Raw genomic sequence first — 18,780 nt, 5'->3', positions numbered from 1 at the left:
TGACACCTTCGCGAGCGTTATCCACCCCCGCTGATCTGGGCTTTTTCGTTGGCGGGCAACAACTGGTCCGACGTGGTCCTTGCCACGGCTCGGGCGCTGCCGAGAGTGTCTGCGCGATTACCGGCCCGGTGACAGGCATACTCCGGCTCCCCGAAGTCCCCGCCCGAGAGGATCCCGCGCACCATGGCCCGGCCGTTCCCCACCAAGCGCACCGTGCTGCTCGCGGTCGTGCTGCTCATCGCTGTCGTCGGGTTTTGGTACGGCCAGCGAGAAGTCGGCGACACCCAGTCCGAGGCAGCGCCGGCGTCCGCCGCGGACGCGACCAAGCAGCTGTCCGAGCTGAAGATCGGCGCGCGCGGCACCATGACCGGCTATTCGCGCGACAAGTTCAAGCACTGGGACAGCCAGGGCGACAACTGCGACACCCGCGAGGCCGTTCTCAAGCGTGCGGGCAAGGACGTCAAGGCGGGCAGCGACTGCAAGCCGACCTCAGGCACCTGGCTCAGCGTGTACGACGGTCAGACCTGGACCAAGGCGACCCAGCTCGACATCGACCACATGGTCCCGCTCGGCCAGGCCTGGGTGAGCGGCGCGCGCGACTGGACGCAGGAGAAGCGCGAGCAGTTCGCGAACGACCTCACCCGGCCGCAGCTGTTCGCGGTGACGGCGAGCGTGAACCGGCAGAAGAGCGACAAGGCTCCGGACGAGTGGAAGCCGCCGCTGGTGTCGTTCTGGTGCACGTACGCGACCGACTGGGTCACGGTGAAGCACTACTACGGGCTGACGATCACTGACATGGAGAAGAACGCGCTGCAGGACATGCTGAAGCACTGCTGAGCCACGACGAGCGGCGGCGGCTGGCACCTGGTCGGCGCGCGGCTGCCGGACGTGCCGACGAAGGTCCTGCTCTTCCGCGACGACCAGTTCTTCTCCGCGGACCTGCTGCGCCGGGTCGCGCGAACGCCTCGGGGGCGGACGAGATGGCCGGTTCCCATCGCTGTTGAGCCGTCCGGACGAACTCGCTGACCGCCTAATGGCGTATTACGCGACAGTGGCTGGCTAACCAGGCGCTGTCCCAGTTGCGACATGTCACAACCGCGACACCGCGAGCTAGTGACGTGAACCCCGGCTCGCCCCGAATCTTGTGCGATGACGTGGAGATCACGAGCTATCACTCTCGGCTGCACGGGCGCACTGGTCGCGGCACTCGGCCACGCGGCGCCCGCGGCGGCCGAGCCTGCGAGCGGTTCACCGGCGCCTGGCCCCGGTGAGCGGCACACGGTCACCTTGCTCACCGGTGACGTCGTGCAAGTCGAAAGCGTCCAAGGCGGCAGGCAGATCGCGACGGTCCGGCCGGGCGAGGGGCGGGAGAACATCCGCTTCACCCAATCCGAAGTGGACGGCAAACTGCAGGTCATCCCGGCCGACGCGGTGTCGCTCGTGGCGGACCACCGCCTCGACAAAGCCCTGTTCAACGTCACCGACCTGATCGCGCAGGGGTACGCCGACGAGTCGAGCCCGACGGTGCCGATGATCGCGCACTACGCGAAGGGCGTCTCGATCGCTGCCGCGCCGACGCTCGCCGCCACTACGCTGGGCGCTGAACTGCCCAGCGTGAACGGCCGTGCGGTGCGGGAAGACAAGAAGCGCGCCGGCGAGTTCTGGCAGTCCTTCACCGGTCCGCACGCGGCTTCCGGTGCGGTGGAACGGATTACGCTGGACCGCAAGGTGCACGCGTCGCTCGACCGCAGTGTCCCGCAGATCGGGGCGCCGGAGGCGTGGGCGGCCGGATTCGACGGATCCGGCGTCGCGGTGGCCGTGCTCGACACCGGCTACGACCCCAACCACCCGGACCTCGCGGGCAAGGTCGCCAAGTCGGCCAACTTCTCCACCAGCCCGGACGTCGTCGACCGGTTCGGCCACGGCACGCACGTCGCGGCGACCATCGCGGGCAGCGGCGCGGCCGCGGGCGGCACGCGCAAGGGCGCGGCTCCCGGCGCGAAGCTGTACGTCGGCAAGGTGCTCGGCGACGACGGCACGGCCTCGGCTTCCGAAGTCCTGCAAGGGATGGAGTGGGCCGCGACGTCCGGTGCCAAGGTGATCAACATGAGCCTTGGCGGCGGCGCGACCGACGGCACCGACGATCTCAGCGCCGGCCTCAACGAACTCACCGCCCGCACCGGCGCGCTGTTCGTGGTCGCCGCGGGCAACGACGGCCAGGATGGCGCGTCGACCATCGGCACGCCTGGTACCGCGGACTCCGCGCTGACCGTCGGCGCGGTTGACCGCAAGGATGAGCTGGCCCCGTTCTCCAGCATGGGCCCGCGCCAAGGCGACCAGGCCGTGAAGCCGGACATCACCGCGCCTGGCGTGGGAATTGTCGCGGCGCGCGCGGCTGGCACCTCGCTCGGTGAAGTAGTGGATCAGTACTACACCGCGGCGTCCGGCACGTCGATGGCGACGCCGCATGTCGCTGGTGCGGCGGCGATTCTGGCGCAGCGGTATCCACAATGGACGGCTCAGCAGCTCAAGGATGGTTTGGCCAGTACGTCGAAGCCCTCCGCGGGACTCAACGCGTTCCAGCAGGGCGGCGGACGGGTGGCCGTCGCGGCCGCGGCGGTGCGTCCCGGGGTCTTCGCGACCGGTACGCTGAACCTCGGCCCGGTCACCAACGACAGCGGACCGGTGCGCAAGGAAATCACTTACACCAACACGACTTCCGCGCCGATCACCATCACCCCGAAGCTCGACCTGCGCCGCGGTGACGGTGCCACGCCAGGCGACGCGGTGAAGCTCGAAAAGTCCACTGTGGAGGTTCCGGCCAGCGGGACCGCGACGATGGCGATCACCGTCGACTCGGCCGCGCTGGTGCCCGGCAACTACACCGGCAGCGTTCTCGTCGGCGCGGTGCACACGACGGTCGGTCTGGTGAAGGAACCGCCGAAGCACAAGGTGACCGTCACCGGCATCGGCCGCGACGGCAAGGCGCACCCGATGGACCTCCAGATCTTCGGCGACGACATGCGCTACGACATCGTCCGGGACGTCGTCAGCGACCATCCGTTCGTCACCGAGCTTCCGGAGGGCACCTACTACGCCCGCGCGATGTTCCACACCGGCCTGGCTCCGGACGAGGAACTCGCGATCGTGCTCAAGCCCGAGTTCACCATCACCAAGGACCTGAACCTGGTGATGGACGCGCGGAGCGCGGTGCCGGTGGAGATCAAGACACCGCGGCCGTCGACGCTGGAAAACATCATCAGCAGCTACGCGCACCGCGAATTCGGCTCGCGCAAGATCTCGAACTACGTCATGGAATTCCCCGGCGTCCGGCACATCTACGTGACGCCGACGCAGAAGGTCAAGAACGGAACCTTCGAATTCGGCACCCGGTGGCAGCTCACCGCGCCGATGCTGACCGCGACCACGTTGCCGTGGGTCGCCGTCAAGACCGAGCTGTTCTACTACGCGTCTTCTCCGGCGATTTCCGGGTTCAAGTGGCTCGGCGTCGTTCCGGTCGACGGCGGCAAACCGGAGCAGTTCGCCAAGGCGCGCGGGAAAATCGCACTGGTGACCCCCGCGAAGGACGGCACCAATCCGGATACCGCGGCCAAGCAGGCGGCCGCCGCGGGCGCCGCGATGGCGATGGTTGTCAGCCTTCCCGGCGAGCACACGTACGCACACTGGCAGCCGCGCGGCAATCGCCTGCCGATTCCCACCGTGCGGATCACGAACGAACAGGGCATGAACCTGGCCGACCGCGCCAGATTCGGTTTCACCAGCATGTTCCTCCAGGGCACGCCGGTGAGTCCGTACCTGTACGACATCATGCAGGTGACACACGACCAGATTCCGCAGAAGATCGTCTACCAGGTCAGCGAACGCAACAGTGCGACGGTCACCGCGAATTACCACGCGACCGGCAAGGACGAGTGGCTTTCCGAGCAGCGGTTCGGCTGGCGGCCGTGGGAAAAGACCGCGATCAACCAGTACCAGCGGTACGCGCACACCGGAACGGCTCGCGAGGAAATCGTTTCGACCGACGAAACGATCTGGCAGCACCGAGTGAACAACAAGCTCAGCTGGGACACTTTCCAGCCGCTGGCGGTCGGCATGCTCGACCAGCCGCACACGCTCAGCCCGGGACAGCGGGCGACGGAGAACTGGTACGCCCCAGTGGTCCGCCCGGCGATCCCGCGCGGAGCCGGACTGGAAACCTCGCGCACCGGCGACACTTTCGCCTTCCGCATCCCGGAGTTCGCCGATCCGGAAACCTCGCACTACGCGTTTTCCGAGTCGGGGATCGGCGAGGAGCCGGATCAGGTGAGCGCGAAGCTTTATCAGGACGGAAAACTCGTCAAGGAAGGCCCGGCGGCGTGGGGCAAGTTCCCCGCTTCGGCGGACCCGGCGAAGTACCGGCTCGACCTGTCGCTGACCAAGTCCACGCCGGACTGGGCCTACGGCACGCACACCGAAACGTCGTGGACCTTCGGGTCGAAGCGGCCCGCCGAAGGCGCAACGGACCTGCTTCCGTTGCTGCAGGTGGATTACGGTGTGCAGACCGATCTGACGCAGAAGGCGCGCGCCGGGCGTTCGCTGCCGGTCGAGTTCACCGTCCGCAACCAGGACGGCATGGCCGCGCCGAAGAATCCGCAGCTGACCGTCGAAGTGTCCTATGACGACGGTCGCACGTGGACGAACGTCAGGCGGATGGACAGCCTCGGCGGCGGCCGCTTCCGCGCCGTGGTCGACCAGCCGCGGCTGGACCGGACCAACGGATTCGTCGCGTTGCGCGTGCACGGCTCCGACGGTGACGGGAACGCGGTGCGGCAGACGGTGCTCCGCGCCTACGGGCTCTCCTGAGAAAGAGGCAGCCGGATAGCCCCTCGCGGCTATCCGGCTGCCGCGGGCTCGTCGAGCCAGCCCTGCCTGCTGACCTCCCACGCCAGCTGCATCCGGGTCTGCACGTTCATCCGGGACATCAGGTCGTGGATCCGCCGCTGCACGGTCCGCTGGCTCACCGCGAGCCGCGTCGCGATCGCCTTGTCGGTGACCCCCGCGACCAGCAACGACAACAGGTGCAACTCGTCCCGGTCCGGACCGGCGCCGCCGGCAGCGTCCTGCGGAGTCCCGTCCGCACGAAGCGGCCACGCGCGTTCCCAATAGCTTTCGAACAACGCGATCAGCGCGGCCAGCAGACTGCTCTCGCGGATCAACGCGGCGGTCGGTTCGCCGGAGCCGTCGAGATTCTGCACCAGCGGGCACAACGCGATGGTGCCGTCGGCGATCGCCAGCCGCACCGGAACCACGGTCGAGGACCGTGCCTCCTCGCCGTGCCGGATCCCGTGCGCGACGTTCTCGATCATTCCGGGCTCTTCCAGCATCGCCCGCTCGTAGACGACCCGGTACCGCACGCCGCGAGCGAGCGCGTCGTACTCGTCGGCGTTCTCGCCCGACGCCATCGCGATGTGCCCGGCCCGGCAGAACCACAGCAACTCGTGCCGGGCGCCGACCTGGATGTTCGTCAGCTGCTGCCGGATCGCCGCGCTGCCGGTGATCACCTCGACCAGCTGGGTCGCGTCGCGGCGCCGCGCACCGCCGCGGTACTCCTCGGCCATCCGGCTGACCGCGGTGCGCGCCCATTCCAGGGATTCCTGCCCGCGCATCAGCAACGGCCCGAACGCGACGTCCGGCGGCGACGGCGCGTACCTCGGCTCGTCCCCGGCGACCAGGCTGACCAGCCCCTTGGCGTGCAGCGAACGGAGGATCGCCGACACCTCTGCCGCGCTCAGCCCCAGCTGCTCGGCCACCTGACGCGGTCCGGCGTCGAACATCCCCACGAGGAGCCGGTAGACCCGCTCCTCGTCCCCAGTCACCCCGATTGCGTCCAGCATCCGGCGAGCGTAAGGCAGCCGCAATGCGGCGAACGGGATAGAGCGGAACAATGCCAGTTCGGACGCGGCCCGGACACACCGAACTACGCTGCCGCCTCGGCAACTCGATCAGGAGGTACGACGATGGCTGACGGCCCGGTTCCCCCGGCCTCCCCCGACCCGCGCGATCAGGAGTTCGTTGACCGGCTTTATCCGCGGCGCAGTTCCGCTCAGCGGCTCACGCTGGTGGCCTGGCTCGCGGCCGCGGCGGTCTTCGTCACCGGAATCGTCTTCTTTGTGCTGCCGGTGACGACTGTCTACTACCTCGACCGCGGCGAACGTCCCATCGATGTCCGAACGATCTACGGCACCCGAAGCGATCAGGCGTTGCTGCTGCCCGCGAATATGTTCGGCGAAGGCAACCCGCCCAGGACCGGTACAAGTTACCGAATCGGCTGCGGCACGGCGCTCAACTCCCCGGACAGCAAGCTGGCCGCGGAGTCGCGCGGAGCGGAAGCCTGCTCGATCGCTGAACGACCGCGGATGATCGTGGGCTGGCTCGGGGTCGGAGCAGGGGTGCTCGGCGCGGCCGGGCTCGTGGTGGGCCGACGTCGTCAGCTGAGGGCGAACGCCGCCCAGACGCACTTCCCGCCCTCAGCCGGGTCATAACCCCAGCGGCGGGACAACGCGCGCACCAGCTGAAGTCCCCGGCTGCGCGCCGCGGACGGGGCGACCGGTTCCTTCAGCTGCGGAATGGCGGCAGACGTGTCGAAGACCCGCACCATCAGTTCGCCGTTCTCCAGCCGCAGTTCCAGCCGGTCCGGCCGGTCGCCGTGCTCGAAGGCGTTCGTGACCAGCTCGGAGGTCGCCAGCAGCACGTCGTCGCGCAGCTGGGCGGGAACGTCGAGCTGCGCGAGCGCGGCGCGAACCTGGGCCCGCGCGATGGCGGGCGCGGTGACGTCGTCCGGAAGCTCCAGCAGCACGGTGGCGGCAGTCGCCCCGGTGCTCCTGGTCGGCATCCTCGACGTCGTCATGGCTTCTGCACCTCCCGGCCGCTGTGCTCGCATGTGGTGTTTACCCAACTCGGCCGAAGGCGAATCAGGTGCCCTCGGTGATGTCAGTCTCGGCCAGTCCGGTCCGGAGTTTTTTCAGCGTCGCCGCGAGCAGCCGCGACACCTGCATCTGGGAAACCCCGACGCGGCGCGCGATGTCTGACTGGCTCATCCCGGACCCGAAACGCAACGCCACGATCTTGCGCTCGCGCTCGGGCAAACTGTCCAGCATCGGCCGCAGCGCCTCGCGCAGTTCCGCCTGGCCGAGGTTCGCGTCCGGCGCGCCGAAGCGCGTGTGCGCGGAGTTCTCCAGCAGGTTGTCCAGCGAGGCTCCGTAACGGCCTTGACCGGCCCGCAGGCCCTCGTAGACGTCCTCGATCGGCACGCCGAGATGACGCGCGATCTCACTGGGCTTCGGCGCGCGCGAGAGCCGCACGGTCAGTTCTTCGCGGGCGGCCGAGATCGTGGCGTTGAGTTCCTTGAGCCGCCTCGGCACCCGGACCGACCAGCTGTTGTCCCGGAAGTGGTGGCGCAGTTCGCCGGAGATCGTCGGCACCGCGAAGGCCAGGAAGTCCGTGCCCTGTGTGGGGTCGTAACGGTCCACCGCGTGGATCAGGCCGACGGTCGCGATCTGCACGAGGTCGTCCATCGCCTCGTCGCGGTTGCGGAACTTCCGGGCGAGGTTGCGTGCCAGTTCGAGATGCTCGCGCACCAGCCGGTCCCGGATCTCGTCGCGGCGGGGCGCGTGCTCGGGCAGCTGCGTGAGCTCGTGGAACAGTGCTGCCACGTCGGTGGGCTTGTCGCCGCCGGCGGGGATCGTCACGAGCTGGCCGCCTCACTCTCCCGGACCAGTTGCACCCGGGAGAGATACCGGCCGTTGGCCGGGGTCACGGTGCGTCGCGCGGAGGTAGCGAGCGCGGTCAGCAGCTGCCAGGACAGGCCGGTCTCGTCGCCGTGCTCGGCGCGGTCGGAGACGACCGACACCGTGACCTCGATCCGGCCTTCCAGCCAGGAGAACACACAGGTCAGTTTGCCGTCGGCGGCCGAGGGCAGCAGCATCGAACAGGCCTCGTCCACGGCCATCCGCAGGTCCTCCACCGCGTCCAGGTCGAAGTCCTGGCGCATGGCGATGTCGGCCACGATGGTGCGCAGGGTGGGCACCACGTGCGGGATAGCCGCCGTCCGCACCTCGATGAGCTGTGCGTCCTCGCGCTCAAGCGGGGCGTTCTCCTCCACGTGCTGTCCTCTCTCCGGCGTCCCACGCCAGTCTTTCGTGCCCGATCTGCCACATGCCCGGGGGGTGAGCAAACCAAACCCGGGTTTGACCGCCGCGACCGGCGGGCATGTAGCGGTCGAGCGCTGATCCCGGGAAAGGTGGGGACGACATGGCTGACGTGAGCCGACTGCCGAACGTGGTGGCCGAGGAGTGGGAGTGGCAGCTTCAAGGCTCGTGCCGCGGCGCGGACAGCAGCCTGTTCTTTCATACCGACAATGAGCGAGGCTCCGCGCGCGAGCGCCGCGAGTCCCGTGCCAAGGCGATCTGCCACACCTGCCCGGTGCTGGCCCAGTGCCGCAAGCACGCGATGACCGTCGAAGAGCCGTACGGGATCTGGGGCGGGCTCGGCGAGATCGAGCGCCGCGAGCTGTTCATGCGCGAACGGCGCGCGAAGCGCAAGACAGTGTCCGCCTGAGCTGACTGGCCCCCGCGACCCGCGCGCCCACCTGCGGTGCGCGGGGTGCTGTGTGTCCGCCGTCGCCCGCGCGCCAAGGCGTAGCCGTGTGCCGACGCGGACTCAGTCACCCACTGGGTTAGGGTTGAGTCTCCAGATGCTTGGGACCGTGACACGGTTGCCGCTTGAGACTACAGGCGCGTACCGGCGCAGGAGCAGCGCCTGACGAGGAGAAACTGCATGCCCGCAGCCGACCAGAACGCCACTCCGCCCGGATTCGGCATCACGCTGGACACCGCGGCCGCCGAGCCGAGGGTGGTGGTCACGGGTGAGCTCGATCTGCTCACCAGCCCGCAGCTGCAGGAAGCTCTTGCCGGATTGATCGCGGACAAGAATTCCCGTCGCGTGGTGGCCGACCTCACCGGGGTGACCTTCTTCGACTCATCGGCGCTGAACGTCGTCCTGCACGCCCAGCGGCAGGCCGGGGAGCAGGACGTCGAACTCGAGGTCGTGCCGAGCCCGGCGGTCAGCCGGGTGATCGAGCTCACCGGCGTGGCCGAACACCTGAGCGTGTCGGAGGAACCTCCGGCCTGATCTCCCGATACGGTCGCGCGGACTGACTGTGCCGATCGTTACTGATCCGACCACAGTCACGGCCTAATGGCTTCGTAGCAACGGTTACGTGCCGTGCGGGGTCGGCCTGCTTGTGGCCGGATTAGTAACCTGGTCCGCGACCTGGGGGATAACCATCATGATGGGGCGCACGCACGCCCTGACCGGCTGGTGCGCGGGGCTCGCCCTCGCGCCCGCGGTCGGCGTCGGCTCGGTGCACCAGGCGGTGGTCTTCGCGGCCACCACGGCCGGATTCGCGCTGCTGCCGGACCTGGACCATCCCAGCGCCAGCGCGACCCGCCTGTTCGGCTGGCTGACCGGGGCGCTGTCGTGGCTGCTGCGCCGGGTGTCCGCGGCTGTATACGCCCTGACGAAGGGCCCACGCGACGAGAAGGTGACCGGCACGCACCGGCACCTCTCCCACACCCTCTTGTTCGCCGTCGCCCTCGGCGCGGCTACCTCCGCCGGCTGTACCGCCGGTGGGGCTTGGGCCGTGCTGGGCGTGCTGCTGTTCGGCTTGCTGCTCGCGGTCGCGGCACTGGGCGACTGGCTGCTGCTGCCGTATGGCGGCGCGGTGGTCTGGTGGTACTTCACCGCGCCGGACGACCGAGTAGCCCAGCTGGCGGACATCTCCGGCTGGCTCGGCGTCGCTGTCGCCGCCGGCTGTTTCGTGCACTGCCTCGGCGATTCGCTGACCGAGTCGGGCTGCCCGTTCCTGTTCCCGCTGCCGATCGCGGGGGAGACCTGGTACGAACTCCGCCCGCCGAAGCCGCTGCGGCTGCACACCGGGAAGAAGGTGGAGGCGCGGCTGGTGTTCCCGGTGTTCGTGCTGGTGGGGATCTTGCTGGTGCCGGGGGTGTGGGACTGGACGGTGGCGACGGTGGAGCACCTGTTCGCGCCCCCGGCTTCGCAGACCGCGACTCAGTAGCGGCTCATTCCGGCTCGGAAAACACCGGTGCCCCGGAGTAGTCGCGGGAGTGCGCGATCCGCCCCTCGCGCACCGTCAGCACCATCACGTATGTCGACACGTACGGCTTGCCTTCGTACTCCCCGTGCAGGTCGTATTCGGCTACCAGCACTTCCGGATCGCTGGTCTCGTGCACCACGACCCGGTCCGCCTTGGTGATCCGGCGGCGCTCCCCGGCCTGGTGAAAGCGTTTGCGCAGCTCCTCCCGGTCACGCGTCACCTTCGGCACTCCGGCCGGGGCGAACGGGATTTCGACCACGACGTCGTCGGAGTACAGGTCGGCGAGATCGTCCCAGCGGTTGTCGACGGCCGCGTCGAGGAAGCGCTGGAAGACCTCCTTCGTCCCGCGCAGTGCGGTTGCCGCGCCGGTGTTCGGGTAGTCGCGGTACCGGGTGACCTCGCCGTTCCGCACGGTCAGCAGTCCGGCGGACGACGGGAGCCGGTAGCTGTGCCCGGTGTGCGGGTTGCGGCCCTCGGCGACGAGCTCGACAGCGAACCCGGCCGCGGTTTCCGTGGTCGTGACCTCGACTTTCTCCAGGCCGATCCGGGTCGCGACGGTGCTGCCCGCGCCGAGCGTGGCCAGTACGGCGTCCCGGCCGGTCGAGCGGTGGCCGGTGAACGGGATTTCGTAGACGGCGTCCTCGGCGAGAACATCGGCGAGCGACGCGGCGTCGAAGGCGCTCAGCGCGTTCGCGACGATCTCAGCTACTTCGGACACGGTGCGGGGCATCAGAAACCTCATGAGGGAAGACCAGCGGATAATCGGAACGGGGCACCCGCTTCCGAAGATACGGAGTATCAACTCCGGTTGTCAACGACGGCCTGGAGATCTGAGACACGGTCAGAAGCGGCGGAGATCGTTCCAAGGAAGAATCGGACGACCGCACCACTTTGAGATCAGAGGAGATAGCCGGTGGAGAAGCCTGCGCTCCGCGCGGACGCGCGCCGGAACCGCGCCCGTGTGCTGGCTGCCGCCGAAGCAGCGTTCGCCGTCGACGGGCTCTCGGTGCCCCTCGACGACATCGCGCGATTGGCTGGCGTAGGCGCGGGCACTGTCTACCGGCACTTCCCCAGCAAGGAAGCACTGTTCCAGGCCGTCGTCGTGGAGCGGCTGGAGCAGTACGGCGTCGAGGCACAGGAGTTGATCGACTCCGACGAGCCAGGCGAAGCGTTCTACGACTACTTCACGCGCGTCATCGAGCAGGCGTCGCGTAACCGTGCGATCTGCGAAGCGCTCGGTGAGACAAGCGGTTCTGCGTACAAGGCCGAAGCAGCGGAGCGGTTTCGCGTGAACCTCACTGCGCTTCTGGAACGCGCGCAAGCCGCAGGCGCTGTACGCACGGACATCGACGGCGAAGACCTTCGCGCGCTCATCGTCGGCGCGCTCGCGGTGGAGCGCTTTACGCCGGACAGTCGACACCTGGTGCGCGTACTGCTGGACGGTCTGCGCAAGGTCTAGCGGCGGCCGGTGCGCAGGTGGATGCGTTCGCCGGACTTGCTGAAGAGGCTGAGGATTTCGACGTCGCCCTTGCCCGCGGCACCGAACCAATGCGGGATGTGGCAGTCGAACTCGGCCGCTTCGCCGTGTCCCATGATGAAGTCGTGCTCGCTCAGGCGTACGCGTAGGCGTCCGCGGAGAACGTAGAGCCATTCGTGTCCGTCGTGGGTACGCAGGTGGGGCTCTTCGTCGTGCGCCGGGATGAGTTGTTTGTAGGCGCGGATTTCGCCCTGGTGCCGGGACAACGCGATCAGCACGCGCCCGTCCTTCTTGGCCGGTTGCTGGGGCACGCGCGGGTCGACGATCCGAGGCGCGGCGACGATCTCGTCGAACGGTACGCCCAGCGCCGCGGTGATCGGCAACAGCAGTTCGAGGCTCGGCTTGCGCTGCCCGGATTCCAGCCGGGACAACGTGCTCGTCGAGATGCCGGTGGCTCGTGCGAGGTCGGCCAGGCTGACGCCCTGGTTGTCCCGCGCCTGCCGCAGCCGGGGCGCGATCTGTTCGAGCACGCTGTCGACGGTGGGGTGGTCGCTCATGCGGCGCAGTCAACCAATGCGTCCCGGAAACGGCAACGTTTCTTGCCGCTTCCGGTGGTGGCTTCCGATCCTGGTCGCGGAGGTGCTTGTTTGATGAGCAAGACCATCGAAACGTCCGCACGCCTGCCCGTCGGCGTCTATCTGCTCTCCTTCAGCCTGTTCGCGATGGGCAGCGCGGAGTTTCTCCTGGCGGGCGTGCTGCCCGCGGTGGCCGGCGATCTCCAGGTTTCGTTGTCCTCCGCCGGTTTTCTCATCACCGCGTTCGCGCTCGGCGTCGTCATCGGCGGGCCGCCGTTCGCCGTGCTCAGCCTGCGCTGGCCCCGCCGCACCGCACTGATGGCCACTCAAGGAGTGTTCGCCGCCAGCGTCGCCGCCGGGCTGCTGGGCGACTACCCGGTCTTGCTGGTGAGCCGGGTCGTCTCGGGCGTGGCCTACGCCGGTTTCTTCGCCGTCGCGTCGGTGACCGCGATCAGCCTCGTCACCCCGGACCGCAACGCCCGCGCCTCCGGGGTCGTGGTCAGCGGCCTGAGCGTGGCCATGGTCGCCGGCGGACCGGCAGGCACGTTGCTCAGCCATTTCACCCAGTGGCGCAGCGGATTCTGGGCCGTGGTCGCACTGACGCTCGCCGCGGTCTTCGCCGGTTCGCTCGGGATCCCCGCGGCGACCCGGCCGGCGGCTCGGCCAAGCGTGGCGGGAGAGCTGGCCACGATCGGCAAACCGCGGCTCTGGGGCATTTACGGGATCACGATCCTCACGACAGCGGCGTACATGATCACGTTCAACTACCTCTCCGCCATGCTCGCCGAGATCACCGGCGTCCCCACGGTCTGGATCCCCGCGGTCCTCGCCCTTTTCGGTATCGGCGCTTTCGTCGGCCTGTCCGTCGGCGGACGCATCTCCGACCGGCGACCCCACCCCGCGCTCCTCTCCGGAGCTGTGGCGATCGCGGTTCTTTCGGTCGTCATGATCATCGCGATCCACCACACGTGGGCGATGCTTCCCACGGTGTTCCTGCTCGGAGTAGCGGCTTTCGTGCTGAATCCCGCGATCTACGGCCGGGTCTTCGCCATCGCCGCCGACGCTCCGGCACTCGCCGGGGCGACCACGGTTTCGGCTTTCCAGTTGGGGATCAGTGCCACTCCCGTTCTGGCGGCAGCCGCGCTTACCCAAGGCACTGCCCTCGCCTGGGTCAGCCTCATCGGAGCCGTCCTAGCCGCGCTTGCTGTCCCCCTAATCGTTCTTGACCGCACCCTCAGCTAGCGGCAGATCGCGCATCTTGCGAAGCGGCGAAGCGATGAGAATCGCTGACGCGGCAAGGATTCCGATGCCGCACACGTACAGCGTGACCCGGGTCGAGGCGAGTTCGGCGATGAAGCCGCCGAGCAGGCTGCCGAGCGGGACAATGCCGAAAACGACCGTCTGCGACACCGACGAGACACGGCCCAACAGTTCGTGCGGGGTGACCGCCTGCCGGAAGCTCGTCTCGAACACGCCGAGCACGATGATCCCGAAACTCGACCCGAAACCGCCCGCTACCCACCAAGCGAGACCCCAGCCTTGGGTCGCGAAGGCGTTGAGCAGGAACGAAACGCTGTACACGGCGGCACCGAAATACAACGCCCGCGCGGCGCCGAAGCGCGCGCCGAGCCGTCGCGCGATTCCGCTCGCGAGCAGGGCTCCGATCAGCGAGATCGTGCCGAGCAAGCCGATCATGAATGGTGCGACGTGCAGGTCGCGGACCATGAACACCGTCGACACCGCCATGAACATCGACTGGAACAGGCTCGACACGGCACCGTGCAGGGCGATCGCCCGCAGGAGCGGATTGTGCACAACCGTCCGCAGTCCCTCGCCGATCTCGCGGCGGAGGTTCCGCTCCGCGGGCTCGGGCCGCGCGTCCGGCATGCGAATCCGGCGCAGCCAGGCGGCGGACCACAGGTAGGTCACCGCGTCGACAGCCATCGCGCCCGCACCGCCGACGAACTGCACGATCATCCCGCCGAGACCCGGCCCGGCGATCGCGGCGACGGACAGGTTCGTCTGCAGCCGGGCGTTCGCGTCGGGCAGTTCGCCGCGTTCGACGAGGTTCGGCAGGTAGGTCTGGTGCGCGACGTTGAAGAAGACGGTGAACCCGCCGGCCAGCAGCACGACGACGTACAGATGGCCCAGCGTCAGCGATCCGAAGACCGCGGCGAGCGGCACCGAGCCGATGAGTGCCGCACGGGCGAGGTCGGCGGTGATCAGCACCGGCCGGTTGCGCATCCGGTCGCACCACGCGCCCACCTGCAGTCCGAGCAGCAGGTACGGGAGTGTGCTCAGCGTCCGCAGCAGCGAAACCTCGGCCACGGACGCGGCGAGTGTCGTGGTCGCCAGCAGCGGGATCACCAGGAAGTCGATGCGGTTGCCGACCTGGCTGAGGACGTCGGCGAGCAAGAGCCGCCGGAAGTCCGGCGAGCGGAGAATCCCCCTCACGCGGACAGTGTTACATAAGTTGAGTCTGTATATGTCAAGTTGCACAGTGCGTAACGAGGCCTATGATCAACGCGACGAAACCCTCGTAGCCGAGTGACCGTGCGGCGAGGAGGTGCCGGATGTCGGACACCGCTCCCACCTGGGGTTATGTCGTCGTGACCGGTCTTGCCGGGCTGGCGGGCGGGCTGCTCGTCGCCGCGCTGCTGGTCGCCGGTCGCACTCCGCGTCCGGCCGGAGAGTCGTCGCCGCCCACCCCGCCGCCCGTGCAGCAGGTGACGGTCACGGTGACCGGCCTCCCTCTGCCGCCGATCACCGTGACCCATCGCCCGCCGGCACCCCCGGCCCCGCCGCCGCGCACGACCACGGCCACGGTGTCGGTCACCCCGGCTCAGCCGAGCCCGTCGGCACCCCCGCCGACCACGCTGCGCCCGTTCTTCCGCGACGAACGCTGACCTCAGCCGACGTCGCGCCGCCGCCAGCCGGTCAGGCCCACCGCGAGCACCACCGCCGAAACCGCCAGCAAGACGACCAGCGGCAAAGCGGTGAACACCTCGCCGGGCACCTTCGGCGGATGCTGGAACGGCGAGACGTCCAGCAGCACCTGCGGCGCGTTGACGACCGGCCCGAACATGCTGATCAGCAACGCCAGCGCCGCCACGCCCCAAGCGGCGGTCGCCAGTTTCGGCAGCAGCCCGAAGATCAGCGCGGCCACCGCGACGATCACCCACGCCGCGGGCACCTGCACCGCGACGGCCGCCACCATGTTCCCGACCGAGCGGCCGACGTCACCGCTGCGCAGCCCGTTCGACAGCCCGAGCAGCACGCCTCCGACGAGCACCAGCAACGCACTGCCGACGAACGCGAACACCAGATGGCTCGCGGCCCAGCGCAGCCGTCCAACCCGCGTGGCCAGCAGCGGTTCCAGCCGGATCGAGGTTTCCTCGGCGCGCATCCGCAGCGTCGCCTGCACGCCGTAGAGCGAAGCGAGCATCGCGAACAGGCTGACCATCGTGGCGAGGAAAGCGTCGACCAGTCCATGCGATCCGCCGAGCCGTTCGAAGATCTGCCTGCTCTGCTCGGTGCCGCCGACCAGGCCGGAAATGCCCTGCGCGATCGTCCCGAACAACGCGCCGCCGACCGCGAGCCCGACCAGCCAGCCGAACAACGGACCGCGCTGCAGCCGCCAGGCCAGCGAGAACGGAGACCGCAGCGACGGCACGGCTTCGCTGGGGCCGAGCCGCGGCGGAAGCAGGCCGACGCCGACGTCACGACGCGGCAGCAGCGCGTAGGCCACGGCACACAGCACGAGCGTGGTCGCGACGGGCAAGATCAGTACCCACCAACGTTCCTCGGCGAACGGCCGGATCTGCTGCGCCCAGCCGAGCGGCGACAGCCACGACAGCCAGTGCGCGTCGGTGGTCGAATCACCCGCGCCACGCAACAGAAACGCGGCGCCGAGCACGGCCGTGCCGATGCCGTTCGCGGTGCGCGAGTACTCGCCGAGTTGCGCGGCGACCGCGGCGACGCCGGTGAAAACCAGCCCGGCGAGCGCAGTGCTCGCGCCGAGCGCGACGGAACCCGCCGCGGGAACCTTCGCCGCCAGCGTGATCGCTTGCAGCACCCCGATGAGCACGCTCGCCCCGCCGGTCACCGCGAGCGCGGCGGTGAGCGGCGCGTATCGACCGACCACAGTGGACGCCAGCAGTTCGGCGCGGCCGGTGTCCTCCTCCGCGCGGGTGTGCCGGGTGAGCGTGAAGACCGCCATCAGGCCGGTCAGCAGCGCCAGGAATCCGCCCATCCGCCAGGCGATGAACCCGCCCGCCGTGGCGAGATTGAACGCCGGGCCGTAGAGCAGCGCGAACGACGGGTTCGCGGCGGCCGACGCGACGAGCCCCGCCCGGCTCGCCGCGGTCGGATAAAACTGGTCGTAACTGCTGATCGTGGCCACCGGGATGAGGCTGAGCAGGACGATCCAGATCGGCAGGATGATCCGGTCGCGGCGAAGGGCGAGCCGGATGAGCGGCCCGGTGCCGTTGAGCGCGCCGCTCATTTCCCGGCCTCGAGTTCGTCCGCGTAGTGGCGCAGGAAGAGTTCCTCAAGCGTCGGCGGACGGCTCTCCAGGCTGCGCACTCCGATCTGGGTCAGCTGGCGCAGCGCGTCCTCTAGCGAGCGTGTTTCCACGTCGAAGCGGACGCGGGTGCCCTCCATTTTGAGGTCGTGCACGTCGGCGAGTTTGGCGAGGCCGTTCGGCGGTCCGGCCAGCTCCGCGGTGATCGACGTGCGGGTCAGATGGCGCAGTTCGGCGAGCGTGCCGGATTCGACGGTGCGGCCGCCCCGGATGATGCTCACCTTGTCGCACAAGGCTTCCACCTCGGCGAGGATGTGGCTGGACAGCAAAACGGTGCGGCCCTGCGCGCGTTCCTCCTGGATGACCTCCTGGAAGGTGGCCTCCATCAACGGGTCGAGGCCCGAGGTGGGCTCGTCGAGCAGCAGCAAGTCCACAGTGGATGCGAGCGCCGCGACGATGGCGACCTTCTGCCGGTTGCCCTTCGAGTACGTGCGGCCCTTTTTGCGCGGGTCGAGGTCGAAGCGCTCGACCAGTTCCTCGCGGCGCTTCTGGTCGAGCCCGCCGCGCAGCCTGCCGAGCAGGTCGATGACCTCGCCGCCGGACAGGTTGGGCCAGAGGTTGACGTCGCCGGGCACGTAGGCGAGCCGGTGGTGCAGGCTCGCCGCGTCGCGCCACGGGTCGCCGCCGAGCAGCCGGACCTCGCCTGCGTCGGCGCGCAGCAGTCCGAGCAGGACCCGGATCGTGGTGGACTTCCCGGCGCCGTTCGGGCCGAGGAATCCGTGTACTTCCCCCGCGGGAACCTGAAGATCAAGGCCGTCGAGGGCCTTTACCCGGCCGAATGCCTTGTGCAGGCCGGAGATCGCAATGGCGTTTCCCATGGTTCGGAAGCTACACTCTTTTCATGAAGTTGTGAAGTTAAGAAAACGTCTGGACCGAGTGATCATCCAGACGCTCGTGGGAGAGGATGGACGGATGACGACGCCTGAGACGAAGAGAGACGAGGACGCCGTCCGCCGCTACGTCGAAAGCCTGGGTCTGGTGATGTCCCAGATCGGCATGCAGCGCATGTCAGCGCGGGTGTTCGCGGCCCTGATGACGACCGACTCGGGGCAGCTGACGGCTGCCGAACTGGCGGAACAGCTGTCGGTGAGCCCGGCCGCGATCTCCGGCGCGGTGCGGTACCTGGACCAGATCGGCCTGGTGCGGAAGGTGCGCGAACCCGGCGAGCGCCGCGACCACTACCAGCTCTACGACGACCTCTGGTACGCGACTTTCCTCAAACGCGACCGCTTCCTGATCATGTGGCGCGACGCGGCCACCGACGGCGTCGACGCGCTCGGCCCGGACACTCCCGCCGGGAAACGGCTGGCCGAGATGCGGGACTTCCTGGCGTTCATGCTGGTCGAGGTCAACAACCTGTACGACCGGTGGCACGAGCTGCGGAAGAACCGCGACTAGCCGAGCTGTTCCAGGGTCGCGCCGAGCCGGTGGGTGAGGTCTGGTCGCGGCGGGCGTTCCTCGAAGGACGCGAGGAACGCTTCCTGGAAACACGCGCCGAGCAGCAGCCTGGCCGCGGCCTCGACGTCGAGATCGGCCCGCAGCCTGCCCAGCTTGACCTCGGCGGCGAGATAGCCTGCGACGTGCTGGATCGGCAGGTCGGGCCCGTTTTCGAGGCTGTCCCGGTGGGTGCGGAGCAGGTCGCGCGAGGAGAAGAGCGAAACGGAGATCGGGAAGCTCGCGCAGTAGAAGGCCAGCGCCGTGGCAGTCAGCTCGGCGAGATTGTCGCCGAGCTCGGCCTTCCCGGGATGCTCGGTGAGTCTCGCCGCCGTGGCGGCAAGGTCGGGCAGCTCCTCTTTCAGCACCGCGAGGAAGAGTGCGGTCTTGTCGCGGAAGTGCTTGTACAGCAAGGCTTCCGAGTAACCCGAGGCCTGCGCGATCGCCTTGGTCGTGGCGTGCGCGTACCCCTGCTCCCGCATGACCGCCGCTGCTGCGGCGACGATCTCCTCGCGGCTTCCCATGCGTGCTCCCTGAG

20 protein-coding genes are annotated in these 18,780 nt (G+C 68.7%); 10 read left to right on the top strand and 10 right to left on the bottom strand.

Annotation, left to right across the window (positions count from 1 at the left end):
- Positions 1 to 183: 183 nt before the first annotated feature.
- On the top strand, positions 184 to 837 hold the full coding sequence (locus tag BM362_RS02945; RefSeq protein WP_067583850.1) for an HNH endonuclease family protein: 654 nt from the start codon (positions 184 to 186) through the stop codon (positions 835 to 837).
- A gap of 468 nt (positions 838 to 1,305) precedes the next feature.
- On the top strand, positions 1,306 to 4,863 hold the full coding sequence (locus tag BM362_RS02935; protein WP_244287027.1) for a S8 family peptidase: 3,558 nt from the start codon (positions 1,306 to 1,308) through the stop codon (positions 4,861 to 4,863).
- A gap of 29 nt (positions 4,864 to 4,892) precedes the next feature.
- Here BM362_RS02935 and BM362_RS02930 read toward each other — a convergent pair whose 3' ends face one another.
- Positions 4,893 to 5,894 (bottom strand): helix-turn-helix transcriptional regulator, encoded by a 1,002-nt coding sequence (locus BM362_RS02930; protein WP_067583852.1) that lies wholly within the window; start codon positions 5,892 to 5,894, stop codon positions 4,893 to 4,895.
- A 123-nt stretch (positions 5,895 to 6,017) separates the two neighbouring features.
- Between BM362_RS02930 and BM362_RS02925 the strand changes: the two genes are divergently transcribed.
- Positions 6,018 to 6,542: a hypothetical protein gene (locus tag BM362_RS02925; protein ID WP_067583853.1), complete on the top strand. Its 525-nt coding sequence runs from the start codon at positions 6,018 to 6,020 to the stop codon at positions 6,540 to 6,542.
- On the opposite strand, the gene BM362_RS02920 is transcribed toward BM362_RS02925, so the two are convergent.
- The 3 genes from BM362_RS02920 to BM362_RS02910 form a co-directional block, all read right to left on the bottom strand.
- Positions 6,488 to 6,907, bottom strand: a complete 420-nt coding sequence (locus BM362_RS02920; protein WP_067583855.1) for an ATP-binding protein — start codon at positions 6,905 to 6,907, stop codon at positions 6,488 to 6,490. The two genes, BM362_RS02925 and BM362_RS02920, sit on opposite strands and share 55 nt — an antisense overlap.
- Positions 6,908 to 6,971: 64 nt before the next feature.
- The gene (locus tag BM362_RS02915; RefSeq protein ID WP_067583858.1) at positions 6,972 to 7,748 is read right to left on the bottom strand and encodes a SigB/SigF/SigG family RNA polymerase sigma factor; all 777 of its coding nucleotides are present in this window, start codon (positions 7,746 to 7,748) and stop codon (positions 6,972 to 6,974) included.
- Entirely contained in the window at positions 7,745 to 8,161 is a 417-nt protein-coding gene (locus BM362_RS02910; protein WP_067583860.1) for an ATP-binding protein, read from the bottom strand. Before BM362_RS02910 ends, BM362_RS02915 begins: the two co-directional genes overlap by 4 nt.
- Before the next feature lie 149 nt (positions 8,162 to 8,310).
- Here BM362_RS02910 and BM362_RS02905 point away from each other — a divergent pair, with 149 nt between their 5' ends.
- From BM362_RS02905 to BM362_RS02895, 3 genes are all read left to right on the top strand, one after another.
- The gene (locus BM362_RS02905) at positions 8,311 to 8,616 is read left to right on the top strand and encodes a WhiB family transcriptional regulator (RefSeq protein ID WP_009086013.1); all 306 of its coding nucleotides are present in this window, start codon (positions 8,311 to 8,313) and stop codon (positions 8,614 to 8,616) included.
- A gap of 219 nt (positions 8,617 to 8,835) precedes the next feature.
- The gene (locus BM362_RS02900) at positions 8,836 to 9,189 is read left to right on the top strand and encodes an STAS domain-containing protein (protein WP_009086015.1); all 354 of its coding nucleotides are present in this window, start codon (positions 8,836 to 8,838) and stop codon (positions 9,187 to 9,189) included.
- 160 nt (positions 9,190 to 9,349) lie between these two features.
- A complete protein-coding gene (locus BM362_RS02895) occupies positions 9,350 to 10,135 on the top strand; it encodes a metal-dependent hydrolase (protein WP_067584081.1) in 786 nt (261 codons plus the stop codon).
- Between the two features lie 4 nt (positions 10,136 to 10,139).
- Here BM362_RS02895 and BM362_RS02890 read toward each other — a convergent pair whose 3' ends face one another.
- Positions 10,140 to 10,892, bottom strand: coding sequence for a nuclear transport factor 2 family protein (locus BM362_RS02890; protein ID WP_244287026.1), 753 nt, complete (start codon positions 10,890 to 10,892; stop codon positions 10,140 to 10,142).
- A gap of 195 nt (positions 10,893 to 11,087) precedes the next feature.
- Here BM362_RS02890 and BM362_RS02885 point away from each other — a divergent pair, with 195 nt between their 5' ends.
- Positions 11,088 to 11,633, top strand: coding sequence for a TetR/AcrR family transcriptional regulator (locus tag BM362_RS02885; RefSeq protein ID WP_067583868.1), 546 nt, complete (start codon positions 11,088 to 11,090; stop codon positions 11,631 to 11,633).
- On the opposite strand, the gene BM362_RS02880 is transcribed toward BM362_RS02885, so the two are convergent.
- Positions 11,630 to 12,208 (bottom strand): helix-turn-helix domain-containing protein, encoded by a 579-nt coding sequence (locus BM362_RS02880; protein WP_067583871.1) that lies wholly within the window; start codon positions 12,206 to 12,208, stop codon positions 11,630 to 11,632. The genes BM362_RS02885 and BM362_RS02880 overlap by 4 nt on opposite strands.
- 93 nt (positions 12,209 to 12,301) lie before the next feature.
- On the opposite strand from BM362_RS02880, the gene BM362_RS02875 reads away from it, so the two are divergent.
- Positions 12,302 to 13,468 carry an MFS transporter gene (locus BM362_RS02875; protein WP_093572123.1) on the top strand — a complete coding sequence of 389 codons (1,167 nt, stop codon included), beginning with the start codon at positions 12,302 to 12,304 and terminating at the stop codon, positions 13,466 to 13,468.
- Here BM362_RS02875 and BM362_RS02870 read toward each other — a convergent pair.
- Positions 13,439 to 14,680, bottom strand: a complete 1,242-nt coding sequence (locus tag BM362_RS02870) for an MFS transporter (RefSeq protein WP_093572122.1) — start codon at positions 14,678 to 14,680, stop codon at positions 13,439 to 13,441. The genes BM362_RS02875 and BM362_RS02870 overlap by 30 nt on opposite strands.
- 119 nt (positions 14,681 to 14,799) lie before the next feature.
- On the opposite strand from BM362_RS02870, the gene BM362_RS02865 reads away from it, so the two are divergent.
- The gene (locus BM362_RS02865; protein WP_067583879.1) at positions 14,800 to 15,132 is read left to right on the top strand and encodes a hypothetical protein; all 333 of its coding nucleotides are present in this window, start codon (positions 14,800 to 14,802) and stop codon (positions 15,130 to 15,132) included.
- A gap of 2 nt (positions 15,133 to 15,134) precedes the next feature.
- Here BM362_RS02865 and BM362_RS02860 read toward each other — a convergent pair whose 3' ends face one another.
- Positions 15,135 to 16,730, bottom strand: coding sequence for an ABC transporter permease (locus BM362_RS02860; RefSeq protein WP_067583882.1), 1,596 nt, complete (start codon positions 16,728 to 16,730; stop codon positions 15,135 to 15,137).
- Complete coding sequence (locus BM362_RS02855) at positions 16,727 to 17,626, bottom strand: ABC transporter ATP-binding protein (protein ID WP_093572121.1); 900 nt, start codon at positions 17,624 to 17,626, stop codon at positions 16,727 to 16,729. Before BM362_RS02855 ends, BM362_RS02860 begins: the two co-directional genes overlap by 4 nt.
- A 94-nt stretch (positions 17,627 to 17,720) precedes the next feature.
- Here BM362_RS02855 and BM362_RS02850 point away from each other — a divergent pair, with 94 nt between their 5' ends.
- Entirely contained in the window at positions 17,721 to 18,206 is a 486-nt protein-coding gene (locus tag BM362_RS02850; protein ID WP_067583888.1) for a GbsR/MarR family transcriptional regulator, read from the top strand.
- Here BM362_RS02850 and BM362_RS02845 read toward each other — a convergent pair.
- Positions 18,203 to 18,766, bottom strand: a complete 564-nt coding sequence (locus BM362_RS02845) for a TetR/AcrR family transcriptional regulator (RefSeq protein ID WP_067583890.1) — start codon at positions 18,764 to 18,766, stop codon at positions 18,203 to 18,205. The two genes, BM362_RS02850 and BM362_RS02845, sit on opposite strands and share 4 nt — an antisense overlap.
- Positions 18,767 to 18,780: the final 14 nt, after the last annotated feature.

The organism is Amycolatopsis rubida (assembly GCF_900115345.1).
In the GTDB taxonomy this organism is placed as follows: Bacteria; Actinomycetota; Actinomycetes; order Mycobacteriales; family Pseudonocardiaceae; genus Amycolatopsis; species Amycolatopsis rubida.
The sequence above is the reverse complement of the archived record's forward strand: the minus strand, read 5'-3'. Positions and strand labels throughout refer to the sequence as shown.